The sequence below is a fragment of the Spirillospora sp. NPDC048911 genome (genome assembly GCF_043198015.1).
Taxonomy (GTDB): Bacteria; Actinomycetota; Actinomycetes; order Streptosporangiales; family Streptosporangiaceae; genus Spirillospora.
The window spans coordinates 77,363-96,670 of the sequence record NZ_JBICUD010000002.1 but is presented as its reverse complement, the minus strand read 5'-3'; the positions used below and the strand labels follow the sequence as shown (position 1 = coordinate 96,670).

The following is a 19,308-nucleotide window of genomic DNA, read 5'->3' as shown; positions in this document are numbered from 1 at the left end:
CTAGATCGCGGGGCGCGTCCGGCCCGTCACCCGTCCCAGCGCCGCAGCACCGGGAACGAGGCGATCGCCACCAGCAGCGACAGGGCGCCGCCGACCAGCCAGGGCGCGACCAGACCGAACTCGCCGGCCACGAAGCCGCCCGCGAGCGCGCCCAGCGGCGTCGCCCCGTAGGCCAGCATCCGTCCCGCGCTGGTCACCCGGCCCATCAGCTCGTTGGGAATGAGCCGCTGCCGGACCGACACCGACACGACGTTCCACATCGCCAGGGCGATCGAGAACACGGTGAACAGGGCGACGACGACCAGGGCGTTCCGGCCGAGGACGCCGATCGCCAGCCAGGCGCTCGGGCTGATGACCTGGACCGCGATGGCGACCTCGCGGGCGCCGAACCGCGCGACCACCCAGCCGCTGACGAGGCTGCCGAGCACCCCGCCCGCCGCCATGGCGGCCAGCAGCAGACCGAAGCCGACGTCGCCGAGGCCCAGCACGTCGTGGGCGAAGAGCACCAGCAACGACAGGGCCATCGCCTCGCCGAAGTTGCCCGCGGCGGCGATGAGGGTCAGGGCCCGCGGCAGCCGTGCCCGGGCCAGCCAGCGCAGTCCCTCGCCGATCTCGGCGAACACGCCGCGCCGCGCCGGCACCGCGGCCGGTTCGATCGGTTCGACGGCTCGCGCCGGGGCCGGGATCTGAGCGAGCAACATGATGGAGACCAGGAAGGTCACCGCGTCCACCCAGAACGGCGTCGGCAACGCGAACGCGAACAGGGCCGCGCCCAGCGGCGGCCCGAGGAACTCGCGCGACACCGACTCCGCCCCGATGAGCCGGCCGTTGGCCCGCTCCAGCCCGTCGGGGCGGACGAGGGTGGGGACGATCGCCTGGCTGGCGCCGGTGAACAGGATGTCCCCGCAGCCGATGCCGAACGCGAAGATGTAGATCATCCAGATCTCGGAAAGGTTCAGCGTGGCGATCAGGGCGATCAGGGTCACCAGCGACAGCTGGCCGAGCTGCGTCCCGATCATCAGCCGGCGGCGGTCGGCCCTGTCGACGAGCACGCCGCCGAACAGCGCCAGCACCAGCCACGGCAACCGCCCGGCGAAGGCCACCCCGGCGACCAGCCGCGGGTCCTTCGTCAGGGCCGCGGCCATCAGGGGCAGCGCGGCCAGCAGCACACCGTCGCCGACCGTGGAGATGAGGCTCGCCGACCACAGGTAGCGGAACGCACTGCGCCTGGTCGTGTCCTCCAGGGCCGGCCGCGACGGCGTCGGTGTCAGTTCACTGGTGCTCACGGCGTCTCGTCTCTCTGATCATGGTGGTAGACCGCGGCGGAGCGGGTCCGGGCGTTGCCGCTGATGCCGATGACGGCGCTCTCCGCCGCCGGGAGGGCGCGCGCCTCAAGGCCCGCGTGGCCCAGCGGGGTGTAGAAGAACCCGTAGACCGCGTGCCAGGGCTCGGCCGCGCCGGTGACGGGGTCGATCACGGCTTCGGCGCGGGGGACGACGCGTTCCTGGACGACGCATCCGTCCGCGGCCTTGTCCCGCAGCAGCGCCAGCCAGTCGGCGTCGGCGACCTTCCAGCCGGGGACCACCCCGTACCCGCCGTACCGCCCGTTGGGCTTGACGATCAGGTTCGGGCGGCGGTGCCGGCACTCCTCGACGAGATCGGGATCGGCTCGGAACGCGCCGGCGTCCAGCACCCGCGTCCAGGGCAGCACGCGGTCGACGAGCGCCCGCTCCCGGGAGGTGAACCGGTCCCGGTGGCGGGGTTCGGACATCAGCGCCATGCAGGTCTTCTCGCAGAAGATGTTGCTTTCCAGCGGTGTCCACAGGACCGCGGTCCCGGCCTCGTGCGCCCGGAAGACCAGCTCCGCGTGCGCGATCGCGTCGAGGTCACCGGCGAGCTGGTCGGCTTCGAAGCCGCGGTACACGACGTCGATGGGCATGCCGCGAAGGCAGAGCCGCCCGCCGCGTTCGGAGAGTTCGGTCACCTCGCCGAGGTGGAAGTCGAGCCCGAGCCAGCGCATCTGGTCCTGAAGCACGCGCCAGCTGTGACAGCCTGCCAGCGCGCCGGGCCCTTCCAGCAGTGCCACTACCGGGTCGCGGCCAGGCGCGACGGTGGCGCCGAGCTGACGGAGCAACCCGGCCAGGTAGCGACCGTGGTGGGTGTAACCGAGCCCGTGCTCGTCGGCGAACGCGGCGAACTCCGCGTCCCCGAGCAGGCACCGGCACATCTCCCCCGCACGGTCCCAGCCTCCGAGCTCGCTCCCCGTCCCGAACTCCAGGAGCTTCATGGACGTGCCGTCGTGGTAGACGTCGGCGCGCCCGCAGACCGGCGCGGTGTCGGCTCCCAGACGGCGCATCAGCGCGGCCCGCTCGCCCGTGACGCGCACGGCCTCGCAGAACCGGTCCATGTCGCCGTCGAACAGTCGCTCCGGCAGGCTGAAGAGCAGCCCGGCGAGTTTCTGGAGGTCGTCGGCGAAGGCCCGGACCTCCCGGCGGCCGAGGAAGAGCGGCCTGGCCAGGTATTCGCCGGGCCAGCGCTCCAGCGTGGGATGTTTTTCGAGGCGCTCGGTGAGGCCGGGCAGCCCGCTTCCCCGCGAGCCCGCCCGCTCGTTGAACGCCGCCGCGACCCGATCCGCCATTTCAGTCACACCTCGCGCCGTGCGCGGCGACCCGCGACCACGTCCCGCAGCCGGCGCGGCCGATGGGTTCGGCGATCAGCTCGTACCGCGCCATGACCTCCAGCACGGCGCGCCGCACGGCCTCCTGGCCGGTGCCGCGCAGCCGGAACCGGCCGCCGATGTGGTCGTATCCGCCGCCGCCGTCGAAGATCGCGCCGATGTCCGGGAGGACCTCCGCGTACACCTCCGGCACGACGCCCGCCAGCGGGGTACGCGACAGGACGCGGCTCGGCAGCGGCCTCGGCTCGGGCACGCTGACCCAGCCGCCGGACCCGGTCGGGCGGAACGCCTCGCGGGGGGTGAGCGGCGGCAGGCCGAGCGTCGCCCGGAACGCCTCGCCGAACAGGTCGATTCCGAACAGGTCGCGGTGGACGAACGCGACCTCGGCGCCGCCCGGCCGCAACCCGATCTCCAGGAAGACCAGCTCGCCGTCCGGCCGCCCGAAGACCTCCAGATGGAACGGGCCGTCCTGGAGCCCCAGGGCGTCCAGGCACCCCGACGCGAAGGCGATCAGCCGGTCGCGCTGGCCGCCGTCGTCCAGCAGCAGGGACCCGAGCGGGACGCCGTCCATGAAGTCCAGGCAGGTGTTGACGTAGACCGACGCGCTCACGAAATGGAAGAGCCCGCCGCGCCGGATGCCGTCGACGTGGAAGATGTCGCCCGCCACGTACTCCTCGCACTCGTACCCGCCCGGATCGGCGGTGGCCGGCACTCCCGCCAGCGCCTCCGCCAGCACGGCCGCGGTGCGGGCCAGCACCACGCCCTTGGAGCCCGCGCCGTCGCGCGGCTTGACGATGACCGGCAGGCCGAACTCGGCGATCACCTCGGCCGCGGTCGTGGTGGCGTCGAGCGTCCGGAACCGGGGCACGGGCAGGCCCGCCGCGCCGATGATCTCCTTCATCCGCGCCTTGTCGCGGAAGGCGCCGACGAACTCCGGCGTCCAGCCCGGAAGGTCCAGCGCCGCCCGGAGGCGGGCAGCCGTCAGCACGTCGCGTTCGGACAGGCCCACCACACCGTCGAACGGGCCGAGGGCGGCACTGAGGCGGCGGGCCACCGGCAGCACGATCTCGAACGCGAGGTCGTCCACGACCACCGTCTCCAGGGCGGCGGCGGTGTCGAGGACCGGCAGGCCGTGCTCCAGCGTGATGTAGGCGAGCCGGTGCTCCTTCGACGGCACGAACCGGTGGTACTCCCCGAACTCGTCGTCGAACCGGTTGAGGACGAGATATCTAGGCATCGTCATCCCCCTGCCGGATGTGGACCGACGCGGTGATCTCGTGAAAGCGCGCGACCGCCTCGGCGTGCGAGTCGGACGTGTAGATGACGTGGCCCAGCCGAGACCGGAAGTCCTCCAGGGGCGGCACCGGATCACCCGGCGCCACGTACAGCTCCGCCTCCAGGATGTCGCCGCCTGCCTGCCACTTCTCCCATCCGGACACCGCGCCGGCCGTCTCCACCCCGGGGGCGATCAGCAGCGCGATGCCCGCGTACTTGGCGCGCGGAGCGCGCGGCGGCGCCACCGTGCCGAGATCGAGGCCGGTGTAGGCGGCCAGCATGACCGCCGGCAACGAGACGCCGGTGACGATCTCGACGAGGTCGACGATGTGGCCGCCGGGCAGCCGCGCCCCGATCTCGATGAGCACCGGCTCGCCGTCCACGAGCCGCAGCTCGCAGTGGAACGGGCCCAGGGTCAGGTCGAGCGCCGCGCACAGGTCGCGGACGTACGACTCGATCGCGTCGCGCGTGGCCCGCGGCAGATCGGCCTGGGCGATATGGCCCGTCTCGACGAACGTGGGCTCGGGGCCGAGGAACTTGCCGGTGACCGAGGCGATCACGACCGTTCCGGCCGCCGCGTCTCGCGTACCGGACGCCGCGTCCCCCGTCCCGGACTCCACGTACCCCTCGACGGTGAGCTCCGGGCCGTCGAGGTACTCCTCCACGATCGCCCGGCCGTCCATGCCACGCCCCAGGTCGGTGCGCGGATCGGCGAGCATCCAGTCGTACGCCCGCCGGAGCCCGGCCAGGTCGTCGGCCCGCGAGACGTGCACGCTGCCCGCCGAGTCGCGCGGCTTGAGGACCAGCGGGAACCCCACCGCCGCGGCGGCGTCCCCGAGCTCCGCCGCCGACGAGACCGTGGTGAGGCGCGGCACGCGCAGGCCCGCCGCGGCCGCCTTGGCCCGCATCAGCGCCTTGTCGCGCAGCCCGCCGGCCGCCGTGACCGGCAGGCCCGGCAGACCCAGCCGGCCGGCCAGCCGCGCCACGATCTCCACGTAGAACTCGAAGCCCGCGATGATGCCGGTCAGCGGCCGTTCCTCGTGCAGCGCCAGCACCGCGGCGGTCAGCAGTCCCTCGTCGTTGGCGTCGAGGATCATCAGCTCGTCGGCCAGATCGCGCACGTCGCCGGGCAGCAGCCGGTCACCGGCGTCATAGGAGACGACGATCGTCTCCAGGTCCAGCTCCCGCGCGCGGAGCAGGATCCCGCGGCAGGCCGCGGTGGGCTCCACCACCAGCACGCGGCCCTCCTGTTTCCCCGCCGTCATCGGTCGAGCACCAGATCCGTCGCGGGCTGCGAGACGCACAGCAAGATCTCCCCGTTCCCGGGCTCCTCCTCCGGAGCCATGTGATAGACGACCGACCCCTGCTTGAGCCCGGTGACGCAGCTGCCGCAGACTCCGGCCCAGCACAGCGAGTCGACCTCGACGTCGTGGTGCTCGGCGAACCGCAGCAGCGAGTCGTGCTCCCAGTCCCACTCGTACTCGTCGCCGGACCGCGCGAACCGGACGCGCGGCGGCGTGAGCGCCTCCAGGGCCTCGCCCGAGCCGAGCGGCGGGATCGTGCGGCGCAGCATCGTCGAGTTGCGGGACGCGTCGAGCAGAGCCACCCGGTCGCCCGGCAGCGTGGCCGGATCGGCGGGCACGAAGCCCTGCCGGGCGAACCACCGCGTCGTCGCGCGTGAGAACAGCACGACCTCGGCGAAGCCCGCGCGGCGCGCGGCGCCGATCAGGCAGGCCAGCAGGATCCGGCCCATGCCGAGGCCCTGCCACCGCGACGCGACGGCCACGTTGAAGATCTCGGCGAGGTCGCCGACCCGGCCGAGGCCGGCGCAGCCCGCGAGGGTCTCGCCGACCGCCAGGACGAAGAACTCCTCGGCGCGCTCGCCGAAGAAGCCCCGGTCCCGGGTGATGAGGGCGCCCGACTCCATGAAGGGCCGGGACAGTTCGTACATGCCGTCCAGGTCCGCCGCCGTGGCGCGCCGGAACCGCACGTCGACGACGTCCGGCCCGCCACGGCTCAGTACGAGATCGATGTTCCGCTGCGTGATCATCGGCACCCCCTACAGGTAGGACTCGAGTGAGCCGCGGCGCCGGACGTCGAGACTGCAGCAGTGGAACCCGCCGCCGAACGTGCGGCCATGGCGGTAGGGCACCGGGACGACGGTGAGGCCCTCCTTCTCCAACTGCCGGACCAGCCCGTTCTGCGCGGCGGGGACGATCACGGTCTCCCGGTCCACCGACACGATGTTCATCCCGATCCAGGTCGAGGCGCGTGCCCAGTCCAGGCCGTAGCCGTCGTCGGCGGGGTCGTCGAACCAGAGCGTCTTCCACGACCGCAGCGGCGCCGGGATGTCGTCCGGGCCGAGCCGTCCCGCGTTCGCGAGGAGGAGGCCGGGCCGCAGCAGGTGCAGCGTGGTGCCGACATGGTCGTCGCAGATCGAGATCTCGTGGACGGTGAAGTCGCCGCCGACGGCGCGGGCGAGCCAGCGCGCGCCGAGCCGGTTGCCCGTGTTGCTGACGTTGAAGAACAGGTCGGCGCCACACCTGATGACGTTGGCGCCGTCGAAGAGCGGCTCGTTCTCAGCGAGGACGGGACCGTCCGGCGTGAACAGGTAGGTGTCCTCGGGCAGGCGCGGGCGTGGGGCGGCGAGCCAGCGCGCGCCGGCCTCGAAGTACTCGGCGAGCAGGCCCCGGTACGGGAAGGTCTCCGCGTAACGGGCGCGCACCGGCATCGGCGCCTCCACCACCGTGGAGCCGACCACCAGCAGGCAGTCGCGTGGCATGAGGGCGTGGTTGGCCTCGGCCTCCCAGCCCGGCTGCGCCACGCGCTCGCCGAGCCCTGCCGGGTCGGGCCTGCGGACGCGGACGCCCAGCTCGGTGAGGGCGGTGGTGAACGCCGCGAGGTCCTCTTCGGTCTCCTCGATCACGCGGGCGAGGCGCGCCGCGTCCGCGCGGTCGGAGCCGTCGCCGGTGTCGTCGAGCTGGAAGAAGTGCCGGAGGGAGGTGTCCACGGGCGGCAGGTGGTAGGCGTTCGCCGTCCCGACGACGATCTCCTCCAGCGGGTCGAAGTCGTTGTAGGAGCTGACGAGGCCGGTCATCGGGCGTCCTTTCGCCGGCTCAGGGAGAGGCCGTACGGCTGGTCGAGCGACATGAGCTCGATGTGGTTGACGTTGACGTTCGGCGGGCAGCGGTGCGCCCAGACCACCGCGTCCGCCACGTCGGCGGGGGTGAGCGGCTGGATGCCCTCGTACAGGGCGTCGGCGAGTTCTTGATCGCCGCCGAAGCGGACCACGGCGAACTCGCTGCGCACCATCCCGGGGGCCACGCAGGTGACGCGGACGCCGCTGCCGTGCAGGTCGACCCGCAGGTTGGCGGTCAGGTGGTGGACGAACGCCTTGGTGCCCGCGTAGACGTTGCCGCCCAGGAACGGGAACTCGGCGGCCAGCGACCCGATGTTGACGATGTGGCCGCGCCCGGCGGCGCGCATGCCCGGCATCACGGCGTGCGTGCAGGCGAGCAGGCCCTCGATGTTGGTCTGCACCATCGTGTGCCAGTCGCCGGTGTCGCCCTCGTCGAGGGGCCCGAGGCCCAGCGAGAGACCGGCGTTGTTGACGAGCAGGCCGATCTCCGCGCCGTCCCGGGTCAGCTCGGCGACCGCCGCCTGGACCGCCGCCGCGTCCCGCACGTCCACCTGGAACATGCGGATCTGCTCAGCGCCGTACCGTTCCACCAGCTCGGTCAGCCGGTCGCCGCGGCGGGCCCAGGCGGCGACGCGGTGGCCGTCCTTGAGCAGGTGCTCCGCGATGGCCAGGCCGATGCCGGAGGAGGCTCCGGTGACCACCGCCCATGGCGCCGTCATCGGACGCTCCCCTCAGCCGCCGCCTCGGCGACGTGGGGCCGAAAGGGGCATTTCCAGTGGGAGTCGACGGCAAGGCCGGAATACTGAAAGGCTTCCGACGCCTCTCCGAACTCCGCGAGATTGGGATTCAAAGAGCCTTGCAAAGCCATCTCCCGTGCACGCGTCTCGCGCTGGAGCCGCGGATAGATTCCTCGTTCTTTGAGCCGGTCGAACTGCACATGCGAATTGAACGCCAAGGCCGGCCGATCGAACCGTCTGGTGACGCGCGATGATCGCGGATGGAGACCGACCACGAAGAACGGATGCCCGCCCGCACTGAACCCGAAGTTGCGCGAGGAAGGGTCCGGATCCACCCGGCCGGACCACCCGAATCGCGCCGAATCGAGATCGTGAAGGCGCTGCAACTGGTGCCAGAGAACCTCGTCGAACTCTTCCTCGGTCAGTTCCGCCGGGCCGTCGAAGGTCGCCACGAAGGACGCCAGCAGAAGATCGATGTCGTCCTTGCCGGCGGCGAACCCGGCCAAATCCGCGTGCAGCGCCTCCGTGGTGGCGTCGTCCCCCATGACGCCGTAGTGCCGATGCACGATGGCGCCGCGCCGCGCGGCGGTCTTGGCCGCCACGCAGGCGAACGAGTCCCCCGTCACCTTCTCGATGAGTGCCTGCCGAACGCCGTCAGCCATGGACGACGCCCCCGTCATTGGTGCTGTGCTCACACTTGTCCCCGTCTGGATGTCAACAAGAGATCGGCCGTGGCCGCCCCCCGCGGCCACGGCCGATCCGCCGATGTCAGCCCGCCAATGCGGGCACGGCCCCCGCCCGCCGGCCGGCGGTCGCCTCGTACAGCTCGGCGAAGTAGTCGCCGATCAGATCGATGTAGGTCACCAGGTCCTGGTAGGCCTGCTCGGGGCTGCCGAAGCCGTCGACCGCGAGCGAGACGGTCTTGAACATCAGCTCGTCGTGGTCGTGCTCCTCGTCGAAGTCCAGGTGGGTCTGCGAGCCGCGCGTGTACTCCCTGCCGAACTCCGCGGTGGCCTTGTTGAGGATCGTCTGGTTGTAGCGGTCGGAGTACCACTCGACGAACCAGTCCCAGACCGTGGTCGGCGCGGGGCCGCGCGAGTCGGCGGCGAGCCGCAGGTAACCCATCAGCTTGGCGGTCGACGGGAACACCGGCGTGGCGTTGAGCTCGTCCAGCGTGAGCCCGAACTTGACGAGGTCACGGGTGAACATGTTCTCGTGGCCGTACTCCTCGGCCAGGTACTGCGCCAGCTTGGCGGCGAGGGCGTCGTCCTTGGAACCCACCTTGAACAGCGCGTACGAGTCGACCTCGTTGTTGAGGCGGATCCGCAGCACGGTCTCGGTCTTGTGCCGGACGAAATACTCCCGGTCCGTCCATTCTCCGGTATGGAACTCCCGCATTCTGGTGACTCGCTCGAACTGCCGCTCGATGCTTTCCTCGGCGAGTTTCTGCAGGCGTTCGCGGTCCAGCTTCACCACGTTGTGCTCCCCTTGCGTTCTTCCTGTTTCAGGTCGTGATACGCATCCTCAGGGAGCCGGGGCGGCGGGACATAGAGCCAATCCGAAACGCTTGGCCCCATCGATCAAAGAGGCAATGGCCGCATCCGGTCGCACACCACCTGACCTGATACGTCGAAGCGAGCGAGCACCCCGGTCGATCACCAAAGCTGTGTTTCCGGAAGGTTACGGACTATCGTTGCCGGGTCCGAGGCCCTCGACCCCCGCAAGGGGGCGGGGAGACACCGAGGTTCCCAAGAACGGGACGACGTGAGAGTTAACCGATCATTTAACTCCGTCAACGCCGAACAACTCGCCAGGGTCCTCGGGCCCTGGTCGCGCGAAGGAGTCATCTACGAGGAACTGGCCGCGGCCATCCGCTACGTCATCACCGACGGGCGGCTCCATCCCGACACCCGCATACCCGCGGAACGCGTCCTCGCCCAGCATCTGGGCGTGAGCCGCAACTCGGTGGCGGCGGCATACGGCCTGCTGCGCACCGAGGGCTATCTCTGCAGCCGCCGTGGTGCCGGCAGCTACGTGTCACTGCCGGCCCGTTCGGACCCCCCGCGCGGCATCACCTGGGCACCGGACCACGAACCCGCGGAGATCGACTTCGCCATGGCCTGCCTGCCCGCGCCGGAGCCGCTGTTCACCCAGGCCATGGTGGAGACGGCGCCCGAACTCGCCCGGCACACCGACCAGCCGGGCTACGACCTGACCGGCATCCCGCCCCTCCGGCAGGCCATCGCCGACCGGTACACCCACCGGGGCCTGCCGACCCGGCCCGAAGAGATCATGGTGACCAACGGCGCCCAGCAGGCGTGGACGCTCCTGCTCCGCCTCCTCGTCACCAATGGCGACCGCGTCCTGATGGAGTCCCCGGTCCACCCGACCGTCCACAACGCGATCAAACACGCCAGCGGACGCCCCGTCGCCGTCTCCGTCGGAACCGACGGCTGGGACGTCGACATGATCCGCACGACCCTGCACCGGGCACGCCCGGTGCTCGGCTACCTCATGCCCGACTTCCACAACCCGACCGGGCAGGTGATGCCCGCCCACGCCCGCCGCGCGATCGCGGTGGCCGCACGCGAGGCGGGCACCCGGCTCGTCGTGGAGGACACCGTCTCCGAACTCGGCGCCGAAACGCCCCGCCCCCTCGCCGCGCACGGCACGTCCCGCGTCATCACCATCGGGTCGATGAGCAAGGTGTGCTGGGGCGGCCTGCGCGTCGGCTGGATCCGTACGACACCCGCCCTGATCGACCGCCTGTCCCGGGTACGAGAGTCCCTGGACGCGGGCAACCCGATCGTCCAGCAGTACATCGCGACGCGGATCTTCGAGAGCTACGACGACCTCATCGACACCCGCCGCCGCGTCCTCACCGAACAACGCGCGACGCTGGTCAACGCCCTGCGCGAAATACTCCCCCACTGGTCCTTCACCGAACCCGCCGGTGGCCTGGTCCTCTGGGCCGACATCGGCGGCCCGGACAGCACGCGCCTGTCCCAGGCCGCCGCGGCCCGCGGCGTACGGGTTCCCGCCGGCCCCCGCTTCGGCGTCGGCGGCACGCTCGAGAACTACCTGCGCATCCCGTTCGTCCATCCGCCCGAGACCCTGGTCGAAGGAGTAAGACGCCTAGCCCAAGCCCAGACCGACATCAACGGGTCCAAGGAAGCCCGATTGGACCTCCACAAAGCCACCCGCCCGCTCACACACTCGAACGCGTGAGAATTTCGGAACTATGGCGTTATCCGGTGAAGTCCCTGGGCGGCCAGCGAGTCACGGACCTGCGACTCGGCCCCCGGGGCGTCATCGGCGACCGCGCCTTCGCCCTGATCGACACCCGCGACAAGGTCCTCACCGCCAAACGCGTGCCGCTCCTCCTCCACGCCCGAGCCCGCCTCCGCTGGGGCGAAGTCGAGATCGTCCTCCCCACGGGCATCCGCGTGCACAGCTCAGACCCGGCCGTAGACACGATATTGAGCACCTGGCTAGGCCGCCCAGTCCATCTCCAGGCGGACGAGGGCTTCGTAGACGAGTCACCCCTGCACCTCCTCACCCGCGCCTCACTCCACAAGGCCCGCGAGTGGCACCCCAAAGGCGCCTGGGAAGTCCGCCGCTTCCGCCCCAACATCGTCCTGGAAGGCCAGGAAAACCCCACCGGCACCGTCGACATAGGCCAAGCCCGAATCCACATCACCGGCCCCTGCCCCCGCTGCGTCATGGTCACCCACGCGCAAGAAGGCCTCCCCAAAGACCGAGCCATCCTCCGCACGCTAACCACCCACACCGCAGCCACCCTAGGCGTCTACGCCGAAGTAAAGATCCCCGGCCAACTCTCCCAAGGCGACCAGGCCACCCCAACCCCCGCCCTCACAAACGCAGCCGCTTCCTGACGACAGCCCGACAGCGGAACGGTCCGCGCCCCATCGCTGGGGCACGGACCGTTCCGTCCGCTGCTGGGATTTTCAGAAACCGGTGGGATTGGGGACCCCTCCAGAGGACTCGCCGTCTGACAGGCCCAGGGGACGCTCGTAGTCGGCCACCTCGCCGACCTCCACATGGGTGGGGTCGAGGACGCGCCGCAGGAAGAGCTTGGTGCGCTCGTTCTGCGGATCGCCGATGACCTGGTCCGGCGGGCCCTGCTCGACGATGACGCCGCCGTCCATGAACACGACGTGGTCGGCCACGTCGCGGGCGAAGGCCATCTCGTGGGTGACCACGAGCATCGTCATGCCGTCCTGCGCGAGCTTGCGCATGACCGTGAGCACGTCGCCGACCAGTTCGGGGTCGAGCGCCGAGGTGGGCTCGTCGAACAGCATCAGCGTCGGGTCCATGGCCAGGGCGCGGGCGATGGCCACCCGCTGCTGCTGCCCGCCGGACAGCTGGGCCGGGTAGCTGCTCGCCTTCTCCGCGAGCCCGACGCGCTCCAGGTTGGCCTTGGCGGCCTTCACCGCGTCGCCCTTGCCCCGCTTGAGCACCCGGCGCTGCGCGATCGTGACGTTGTCCAGCACCTTCAGGTGCGGAAACAGGTTGAACTGCTGGAAGACCATGCCGATCTTGCGACGTGCGGCGTCGATGTCCACGTCGGGGTGCGTGATCTCCTCACCCTCGACGAAGACCTTCCCGCCGGTCGGCTCCTCCAGCATGTTGACGCAGCGCAGCAGCGTCGACTTTCCCGAGCCGGACGGGCCGATGATGCAGATGACCTGGCCGCGCTCGACGGTGAAGTCGATGCCCTTGAGCACCTGGTTGTCGCCGAACGACTTGTGCAGGTCGCGGATCTCCACCATGTGGGTCATCGGGTCACCGTGCCTTCGCCTGCCGTGCTTCCAGGCGGCGCACCAGGAAGCCCAGCGGGATCGTGATCGCCAGGTACGCGGCGCCGGCGGCGATGTAGGGCGTGGTGTTGGCGACGGTGTTGGACAGGCTCTCGCCGAACTTGGTCAGGTCGTACTGGTCCGCGGTGAAACCGAGCACGAAGACCAGCGAGGAGTCTTTGAACAGCAGCACCAGCTCGTTGGTCATGGGCGGGATCACGATGCGGAAGGCCTGCGGGATGACGATCGAGGTCATCGCGCGGAAACGCGACATGCCGAGCGAGCGCGCGGCCTCCAGCTGCCCCTTGGGCACCGCCTGGATGCCCGCTCTGATCGTCTCCGCCATGTAGGCGGCGGCGACCAGGCCCAGCCCGACCGAGACATTGAAGAACACGCCGCCCGGCGGGTTGGCCATGTCAGGGAAGGCGATCGGCACGCCGAAACCGACCAGCAGCAGGATCAGCAGCGCCGGCAGGCCCCGGAAGATCTCGATGAAGATCAGGGCGGCCCACCGGTAGGGCAGCACCGACGACAGCCGCATGAGGCCGATGATCAGGCCGACCGCGAGACCGACCACGTAGGCGGCCAGGGTGTAGAGGACGGTGTTGACCAGGGCGGTCCCGAACAGGCGTCCCCACGCGCCGTCGAGCTTGCTGAAGTCGAGGAAGTACTTGTTGATCGCGGCCCAGTCGGCCCCGAAGATCACGCCTGCCACGACCAGAACGAACACCGTGTACTGGACGTAGAGGGTCACCTGGCGTTTGCGGCGGGGGCTGAGCCGGGCCCTGCCGGGGGTCTTCCCGGCAGGACCCGGCTCTTGCAGGGTTGTCGTCATCGCGACGTCATCAGCTCTCTGCGGGCTTGGACTTCGGCTCGGAACCGACCCACTGCTTGTACAGCTTGGCCCACTCGCCGCTGCCCACGGTCTCGGTGATCGTGTCGTTGATGGTCTTGAGCAGGACCGGGTTGCCGCCCTTCTTCACCGCGAAGCCGTACTGGGCCCCGGTGGCGATGTCCGCCGCGATGGCGAACTTGGCGGAGACGTCGGTCTTCTTCAGCCAGTCGTTGACGACCGGGGTGTCCTGGAGGACGGCGTCGATCTGGCCGGAGACGAGCGCGAGGCGCTGCTTCTCGGAGTCCTTGTACTCCTTGGGCTTGAGGCCCTTGCCCTTGGCCATCTCCAGGCTGGTGGTGTCGGCCTGGACGCCGAGCTTGAGGTTCTGCGACTTGACGTCGTCGAGGCTCTTGGCCGTGACGCCCTTCTTGGTCAGCAACGTGATGTATTCGGGGAAATAGGGCCGGGAGAAGTCCAGGCTCTGCTTGCGCTCGTCGGTGATCGTCATGCCTGCGGCGGCGACGTCGCAGCGGCCGGCGTTGAGGGCCGAGCCGCCCTTGATCGCCGCGAAGTCGATGTTGACGATCTCCTGGGTGACGTTGAGCTTCTTGGCCACCAGGTCGATCATGGAGACGTCGAAGCCGACCGTCTTGCCACCCTGATCGAACTGGAAGGGCGGGTACGGCAGGTTGGTGCAGACCGAGATCTTGCCGGCCTTGACCGGCTTGAAGCCGGTCGCCGCCTTGTCGCCGCCTCCGCCGGCCTTCTCGTCGGCCGACTCGCCACAGGCGCTCAGCGCCAGGAGACCAGTCAGGGCAAGCGCAGCCGTCGCGACGACGCCACGGCGCAGAGAACCAGTGATCATGGGTCCCCCTCCAGTTTCGATTGAGTGGATCTTCGCAGATCCGGAGGTCAATGGCACATTTTGGCCTACACCAGGCGCGATCTGGATTAAGGCTCCGAAACAATCGGACAACAGAGCAGCGCCGCTTGAGCAGATCACCGTAATACGAACGCGCTACGTAAGATTCGTATCACGATGTGGGATCGGAGTGATGGCCACCACCTCACAGTCCAGGGGCCGCCGCGGTCAGGTGTGGCACAATCGGACAACGGGTGACCCCCGTACGTCGCGAGATGCCCAACACGGTGACGGCCACCAGACCGCACCTACGCGGCGGCATCGCCCGCAAACCCAATTCTCTGACAGGGGTCGCTGTGGCTGCTGAGCCCATTCCCACCAAACCGCTCTCCTATGACGACGATCCGGCCTTCCCGCTGCACCGCGGCGGCAAGCTGGAGGTCCGCTCGACCATCGCGGTGCGCGACAAGGACGATCTGTCCCTCGCGTACACACCCGGGGTCGCGCGGGTGTGCACCGCCATCGCCGACCACCCGGAGTTGGCCTACGACTACACCTGGACCTCCAAGGTCGTGGCGGTCGTCACCGACGGCACCGCCGTGCTCGGCCTGGGCGACATCGGCCCGGCCGCCTCCATGCCGGTCATGGAGGGCAAGTCGCTGCTGTTCAAGGAGTTCGCCGGGGTGGACTCGGTGCCGATCGCGCTGAGCACCACGGACGTCGACGAGATCGTCGACACCGTGATCGCGATGGCGCCGAGCTTCGGCGGCATCAACCTGGAGGACATCAGCGCGCCGCGCTGCTTCGAGATCGAGGACCGGCTGCGGGAGGCGCTCGACATCCCGGTCTTCCACGACGACCAGCACGGCACCGCCATCGTGGCGCTGGCGGCGCTGACCAACGCGGCACGGCTGATCGGCAAGCCGCTGTCGGACCTGCGCGCCGTGGTCGCCGGGGCGGGCGCCTCGGGCATCGCGGTCTCGCAGATCCTGATCAACGCCGGCATCGGCGACATCGCGCTGTCGGACAGCAAGGGCCTCATCCACGAGGGCCGCGACGGGCTCAACCCGATCAAGCAGAAGATCGCCGCGATCACCAATCGGTCGCATCTCAAGGGCTCCACCGAGGAGGCGCTGCGCGGCGCCGACGTGTTCATCGGGCTGTCGGGCAGCACCGTGCACGAGTCGTGCATCGCCACGATGTCAGGCAACGCGATCGTGTTCGCGCTCTCCAACCCCACGCCCGAGGTGCACCCGGAGGTCGCCCGGCGGCACGCCAAGGTGGTCGCGACGGGACGCAGCGACTTCCCCAACCAGATCAACAACGTGCTGGCCTTCCCCGGCATCTTCAAGGGCGCCTTCGAGGTGCGGTCCCACTCGATCACCGAGAACATGAAGCTCGCGGCGGCCGGCGCGATCGCGGGCATCGTGGGCGACGACCTGTCCCCCGACTACGTCGTCCCGAGCCCCTTCGACGAGCGCGTGGCGCCCGCCGTCACCGCGGCCGTGGCCGCGCAGGCCCGGGTGGACGGGGTCAATCGCATCTGAGGGACGACCGCGGCGAAGCGAGGATCGTTCCTCGGATCGTCGCGGGGTCTGGGGCCCCCAGAAGACACTGAATCCGTTCTTACGGCCCGTGATCTCCCAGTGGAGATCACGGGCCGTAATCGTGTGCGGGTGATGCGTGACACCCATGAAAACTCCGTCATATCCGGCGCTTGACGCTCAATTTGTCGGCCGCCAGGCCCGCGAGCCGCACAATATTTCATATTCCGCCCAGGTCGCTTCTGTCTCCGTGCTGGCGGGAGGTGTAATACTCGACGTGGGGGAATGACACTGACGATTCACCGATCAGGTCGACTCCGTCAGGAGCGAACGTGGACCTCGCCTCTTACGCAGACCTGGCGATCGAACTCGTGAACACGCACGACTCGCAGGCGGACCATCTGCGTGATCTCGAAGCGCTGCGGGACCTGCTGGTGATCCGTCCGCATCTGGGCGGCCGGCTCACCCACCGCGACCTCGACGCCATGCGCGAACTCCGCGCCCAGTTGCGCGGCATCTTCGTCTCCGCGGTGGCCGGGGACGAGGAGGACGCGATCGACAAGCTGAACACGCTGCTCATGCAGCATCCGGTCCATCCGCAGCTCTCCGGTCACGACGGCCTGCGCTGGCACCTGCACCTGAACGAGGGCGGCTCGATCCAGGACCGGTACGCGGCGTGGGCGGCGATGGGGCTCGCCATCAAGGTCAGCGACCGCGGGCTCGACCGGCTCGGGATCTGCCGGGCCGACGGCTGTGACCGCGTCTTCTTCGACACGACGGCCAACAAGTCCCAGCGCTACTGCTCCGACCGGTGCGCCGGGCGCCCGAGCAGCGTGGCGGCGGCCCACCATCCGGCCCGGACGAGCGCCCGCGCGACGATCGACGCCGCCGCGCCCGCCCAGCGCCGGCTTCAGGGCGACGCGCGGAAGACCGAGATCCGCGACGGCGGCCAGTAGCACGCGACGACCCGTCCGACGATCAGTTCGTCGGGCACCGCGCCCCAGTTCCAGCTGTCGCGGCGGCCGGGTGCCAGCTGGTGGTCGCTCTCCAGCCACCAGCCGTCGCCGTCCCGGAAGGTGGCCCGCTTCACGGTCAGCGTGCCGGGTCGTTCGGGATGCCGCGCCACCACGAGATCGCCCGCGGCGACCGGCCCGCCGCGCCGCACGATCAGCGAATCGCCCGGTCGCAGCGTGGGCGCCATCGAGTCCCCGGTCACCGCGACCACGCGCCACGGAATCCGAATCATCGCTCCCCGTCCAGGCGTCGGGACCTAGGGCCAAAGACCGAGCGCCCTGCCCGTACGCCGGCCAGGCCACAAGAGTAATGTCGATGGCCTGAGCATGATCCGATACGAGGGAAGGGAAACGCAGGTGCTCGTCAACCTTCTGCGTCCGAAGACCACGGTCTCCGCGCACTGCGACCTGCCGTGCGGTGTCTATGACCCGGCGCAGGCACGCATCGAGGCCGAGTCCGTCAAGGCGATCATCGAGAAGTACGCCGCCAACGAGGACCCGGCCTTCCGGGCCCGGGCGATCCAGATCAAGGAGCAGCGCTCCGAGCTGGTCAAGGAGCACCTCTGGGTGCTCTGGACCGACTACTTCAAGCCGCCGCACTTCGAGAAGTACCCGCAGCTGCACCAGCTGTTCAACGAGGCCACCAAGCTCGCCGGCGCGAGCGGCACCAAGGGCAGCCTGGACGTCAAGGTGGCGGAGGACCTGCTCGGCAAGATCGCCGAGATCGACAAGATCTTCTGGGAGACCAAGCAGGCCTGACCGGCCCGCAGCACGACCAGCGGGCGCGCGGCGCCCATCCCGCGGGGGCCGTCCGACGATCCGGACGGCCCCCGCGGCATGTCCGGAACCGGACTGGCGAACCTCCGAAAACACCCGGACATCGCTGACATGCCGGGGCATCTCGTGATCTTCTATGACGCGTTCATCAGCGAAAGGAAGATCCATGCCCCCAAGGATCCGGACCCGGGTCACCGCCGTCGTCACGGCCGCGGCGACCGCCTGCGCGCTGGCGCCGGCGCTTCCCGCGGCCGCCGCCGGCCCCCGGTTCACCCCGGGCGCGCCGGGCGGCGGTGACAGTTACTACCCCGCTGAGGGGAACGGCGGCTACGACGTCGGTCACTACGACCTCGCGCTGAGCTACGCGCCGAAGACCAACGCGCTGAACGCCACCGCGCGCGTCAGCGCCCGCGCCACCAAGAACCTCAGCCGCTTCAACCTCGACCTGAAGCAGCTCAAGGTGAAGAGCGTGAAGGTCAACGGCAAGCCGGCCCGCTACACCCGCAAGGGCCAAGAGCTGATCATCACGCCGCGCAAGGGACTGCGCAAGGGCGCGAAGTTCACCGTGACCGTCGTCTACGGCGGCACCCCCAAGCCGATCACCCGCCCGGACATCGGCACGTTCGGCTGGATCAAGACGCCCGACGGCGCGTACGTGGTCAGCGAGCCGGACGCCGCGTCCACCTGGTTCCCCGGCAGCGACCACCCGCAGGACAAGGCGACCTTCACCTACCGGGTGAACGTGCCGAAGGGCACGCAGGTCTTCTCCAACGGGATCCCCGGCCCGCAGACCACCAAGGGCGGCCGGACCACGTTCGTGTGGAACGAGCGCTCCCCCATGGCCACCTACCTGGCCATGCTCGCCATCGGCAAGTTCACGGTGAAGCGCGGCAAGACCAAGAGCGGCACCCCGGTCATCACCGCCGTGGCGCCCAACCGCGTGTCGGAGCTCAAGAATCTGCACGAAGGCACGATCAAGGCCCTGAACTGGGAGGAGAAGGTCTTCGGCAAGTACCCGTTCGCCACCAGCGGTGGCATCCGGGTCGGCGTCGACGTGGCGTTCTCCCTGGAGACGCAGAGCCGCCCGATCTACGGCTACTCGCCCGACCAGGCCACGATCGTGCACGAGCTGGCCCACCAGTGGTTCGGCGACAGCGTGAGCGTGCGGCGCTGGAAGGACATCTGGCTGAATGAGGGCTTCGCCACCTACGCCGAGTGGCTGTGGGACGAGCAGAACGGTGGCCCGACCGCCCAGGCCACCTTCGACAGCCTCTACAACCAGCCGACGAGCTGGAAGTACTACAAGGAGATGTGGACGGCCCGCAAGACCGGTGACCCGGGCGCGGACCAGATGTTCACCATCACCCCGTACTACCGCGGCGGCATGACCCTGCACGCCCTCCGCAAGCGCATCGGCGACAAGGCGTTCTTCACGCTCCTGAAGGCCTGGACCCGCATGAACAAGGACGGCAACGTCAACACCGCCCAGTTCATCGCACTCGCCGAGAAGATCTCCCACAAGCAGCTGGACCGCCTGTTCCACGAGTGGCTGTACACCAAGTACAAGCCCACCAAGTGGTGACCACCTGCTGAAACACCGAAAAAGCCGTAAGAAGGACTCGTCGGGAG

General features: G+C 69.6%; 19 protein-coding genes. 6 read left to right on the top strand and 13 right to left on the bottom strand.

The features are described 5' to 3' along the window. Window positions 1–26 precede the first annotated feature (26 nt). The 9 genes from ACGFNU_RS07680 to ACGFNU_RS07640 form a co-directional block, all read right to left on the bottom strand. Window positions 27–1,286: an MFS transporter gene (locus ACGFNU_RS07680; RefSeq protein WP_392591206.1), complete on the bottom strand. Its 1,260-nt coding sequence runs from the start codon at window positions 1,284–1,286 to the stop codon at window positions 27–29. After that, window positions 1,283–2,638, bottom strand: a complete 1,356-nt coding sequence (locus tag ACGFNU_RS07675) for a hypothetical protein (protein WP_392591205.1) — start codon at window positions 2,636–2,638, stop codon at window positions 1,283–1,285. The genes ACGFNU_RS07680 and ACGFNU_RS07675 overlap by 4 nt, the downstream gene beginning before the upstream one ends. 1 nt (window position 2,639) lies before the next feature. Further along, entirely contained in the window at window positions 2,640–3,914 is a 1,275-nt protein-coding gene (locus tag ACGFNU_RS07670; RefSeq protein ID WP_392591204.1) for an acetyl-CoA carboxylase biotin carboxylase subunit family protein, read from the bottom strand. Beyond that, window positions 3,907–5,217 (bottom strand): ATP-grasp domain-containing protein, encoded by a 1,311-nt coding sequence (locus ACGFNU_RS07665; RefSeq protein WP_392591203.1) that lies wholly within the window; start codon window positions 5,215–5,217, stop codon window positions 3,907–3,909. Before ACGFNU_RS07665 ends, ACGFNU_RS07670 begins: the two co-directional genes overlap by 8 nt. Then, a complete protein-coding gene (locus tag ACGFNU_RS07660) occupies window positions 5,214–6,002 on the bottom strand; it encodes a GNAT family N-acetyltransferase (RefSeq protein WP_392591201.1) in 789 nt (262 codons plus the stop codon). The genes ACGFNU_RS07665 and ACGFNU_RS07660 overlap by 4 nt, the downstream gene beginning before the upstream one ends. A 9-nt stretch (window positions 6,003–6,011) precedes the next feature. After that, window positions 6,012–7,049: a glycine amidinotransferase gene (locus ACGFNU_RS07655; protein ID WP_392591199.1), complete on the bottom strand. Its 1,038-nt coding sequence runs from the start codon at window positions 7,047–7,049 to the stop codon at window positions 6,012–6,014. Beyond that, the gene (locus ACGFNU_RS07650) at window positions 7,046–7,810 is read right to left on the bottom strand and encodes an SDR family NAD(P)-dependent oxidoreductase (RefSeq protein ID WP_392591197.1); all 765 of its coding nucleotides are present in this window, start codon (window positions 7,808–7,810) and stop codon (window positions 7,046–7,048) included. Before ACGFNU_RS07650 ends, ACGFNU_RS07655 begins: the two co-directional genes overlap by 4 nt. After that, a complete protein-coding gene (gene gntA / locus ACGFNU_RS07645; RefSeq protein ID WP_392591195.1) occupies window positions 7,807–8,490 on the bottom strand; it encodes a guanitoxin biosynthesis heme-dependent pre-guanitoxin N-hydroxylase GntA in 684 nt (227 codons plus the stop codon). The genes ACGFNU_RS07650 and gntA overlap by 4 nt, the downstream gene beginning before the upstream one ends. 106 nt (window positions 8,491–8,596) lie before the next feature. Further along, window positions 8,597–9,304: an iron-containing redox enzyme family protein gene (locus tag ACGFNU_RS07640; RefSeq protein WP_392591193.1), complete on the bottom strand. Its 708-nt coding sequence runs from the start codon at window positions 9,302–9,304 to the stop codon at window positions 8,597–8,599. A gap of 288 nt (window positions 9,305–9,592) precedes the next feature. Between ACGFNU_RS07640 and ACGFNU_RS07635 the strand changes: the two genes are divergently transcribed. Both ACGFNU_RS07635 and ACGFNU_RS07630 read left to right on the top strand, forming a co-directional pair. Next, window positions 9,593–11,056: a PLP-dependent aminotransferase family protein gene (locus ACGFNU_RS07635; RefSeq protein ID WP_392591192.1), complete on the top strand. Its 1,464-nt coding sequence runs from the start codon at window positions 9,593–9,595 to the stop codon at window positions 11,054–11,056. After that, complete coding sequence (locus ACGFNU_RS07630; RefSeq protein ID WP_392591190.1) at window positions 11,053–11,724, top strand: MOSC domain-containing protein; 672 nt, start codon at window positions 11,053–11,055, stop codon at window positions 11,722–11,724. Before ACGFNU_RS07635 ends, ACGFNU_RS07630 begins: the two co-directional genes overlap by 4 nt. A 72-nt stretch (window positions 11,725–11,796) precedes the next feature. Here ACGFNU_RS07630 and ACGFNU_RS07625 read toward each other — a convergent pair whose 3' ends face one another. The 3 genes from ACGFNU_RS07625 to ACGFNU_RS07615 are packed head-to-tail and all read right to left on the bottom strand — an operon-like array spanning window position 11,797 to window position 14,348. Continuing rightward, window positions 11,797–12,630, bottom strand: coding sequence for an amino acid ABC transporter ATP-binding protein (locus ACGFNU_RS07625; RefSeq protein ID WP_392591188.1), 834 nt, complete (start codon window positions 12,628–12,630; stop codon window positions 11,797–11,799). A 4-nt stretch (window positions 12,631–12,634) separates the two neighbouring features. Further along, a complete protein-coding gene (locus tag ACGFNU_RS07620; RefSeq protein WP_392591186.1) occupies window positions 12,635–13,483 on the bottom strand; it encodes an amino acid ABC transporter permease in 849 nt (282 codons plus the stop codon). Between the two features lie 10 nt (window positions 13,484–13,493). Then, window positions 13,494–14,348: an ABC transporter substrate-binding protein gene (locus tag ACGFNU_RS07615; RefSeq protein WP_392591185.1), complete on the bottom strand. Its 855-nt coding sequence runs from the start codon at window positions 14,346–14,348 to the stop codon at window positions 13,494–13,496. A 353-nt stretch (window positions 14,349–14,701) separates the two neighbouring features. On the opposite strand from ACGFNU_RS07615, the gene ACGFNU_RS07610 reads away from it, so the two are divergent. Both ACGFNU_RS07610 and ACGFNU_RS07605 read left to right on the top strand, forming a co-directional pair. After that, window positions 14,702–15,892, top strand: a complete 1,191-nt coding sequence (locus tag ACGFNU_RS07610) for an NADP-dependent malic enzyme (RefSeq protein WP_392593435.1) — start codon at window positions 14,702–14,704, stop codon at window positions 15,890–15,892. A gap of 329 nt (window positions 15,893–16,221) precedes the next feature. Next, a complete protein-coding gene (locus ACGFNU_RS07605) occupies window positions 16,222–16,845 on the top strand; it encodes a CGNR zinc finger domain-containing protein (protein WP_392591183.1) in 624 nt (207 codons plus the stop codon). Here the strand turns inward: ACGFNU_RS07605 and sodX are convergent. Further along, window positions 16,800–17,135, bottom strand: a complete 336-nt coding sequence (gene sodX, locus ACGFNU_RS07600; protein WP_392591181.1) for a nickel-type superoxide dismutase maturation protease — start codon at window positions 17,133–17,135, stop codon at window positions 16,800–16,802. The two genes, ACGFNU_RS07605 and sodX, sit on opposite strands and share 46 nt — an antisense overlap. A gap of 124 nt (window positions 17,136–17,259) precedes the next feature. Here sodX and sodN point away from each other — a divergent pair, with 124 nt between their 5' ends. Further along, a complete protein-coding gene (gene sodN / locus ACGFNU_RS07595; protein ID WP_392591179.1) occupies window positions 17,260–17,661 on the top strand; it encodes a superoxide dismutase, Ni in 402 nt (133 codons plus the stop codon). A gap of 184 nt (window positions 17,662–17,845) precedes the next feature. Continuing rightward, a complete protein-coding gene (locus ACGFNU_RS07590; protein WP_392591177.1) occupies window positions 17,846–19,261 on the top strand; it encodes a M1 family metallopeptidase in 1,416 nt (471 codons plus the stop codon). The last annotated feature ends 47 nt before the right edge of the window (window positions 19,262–19,308 follow it).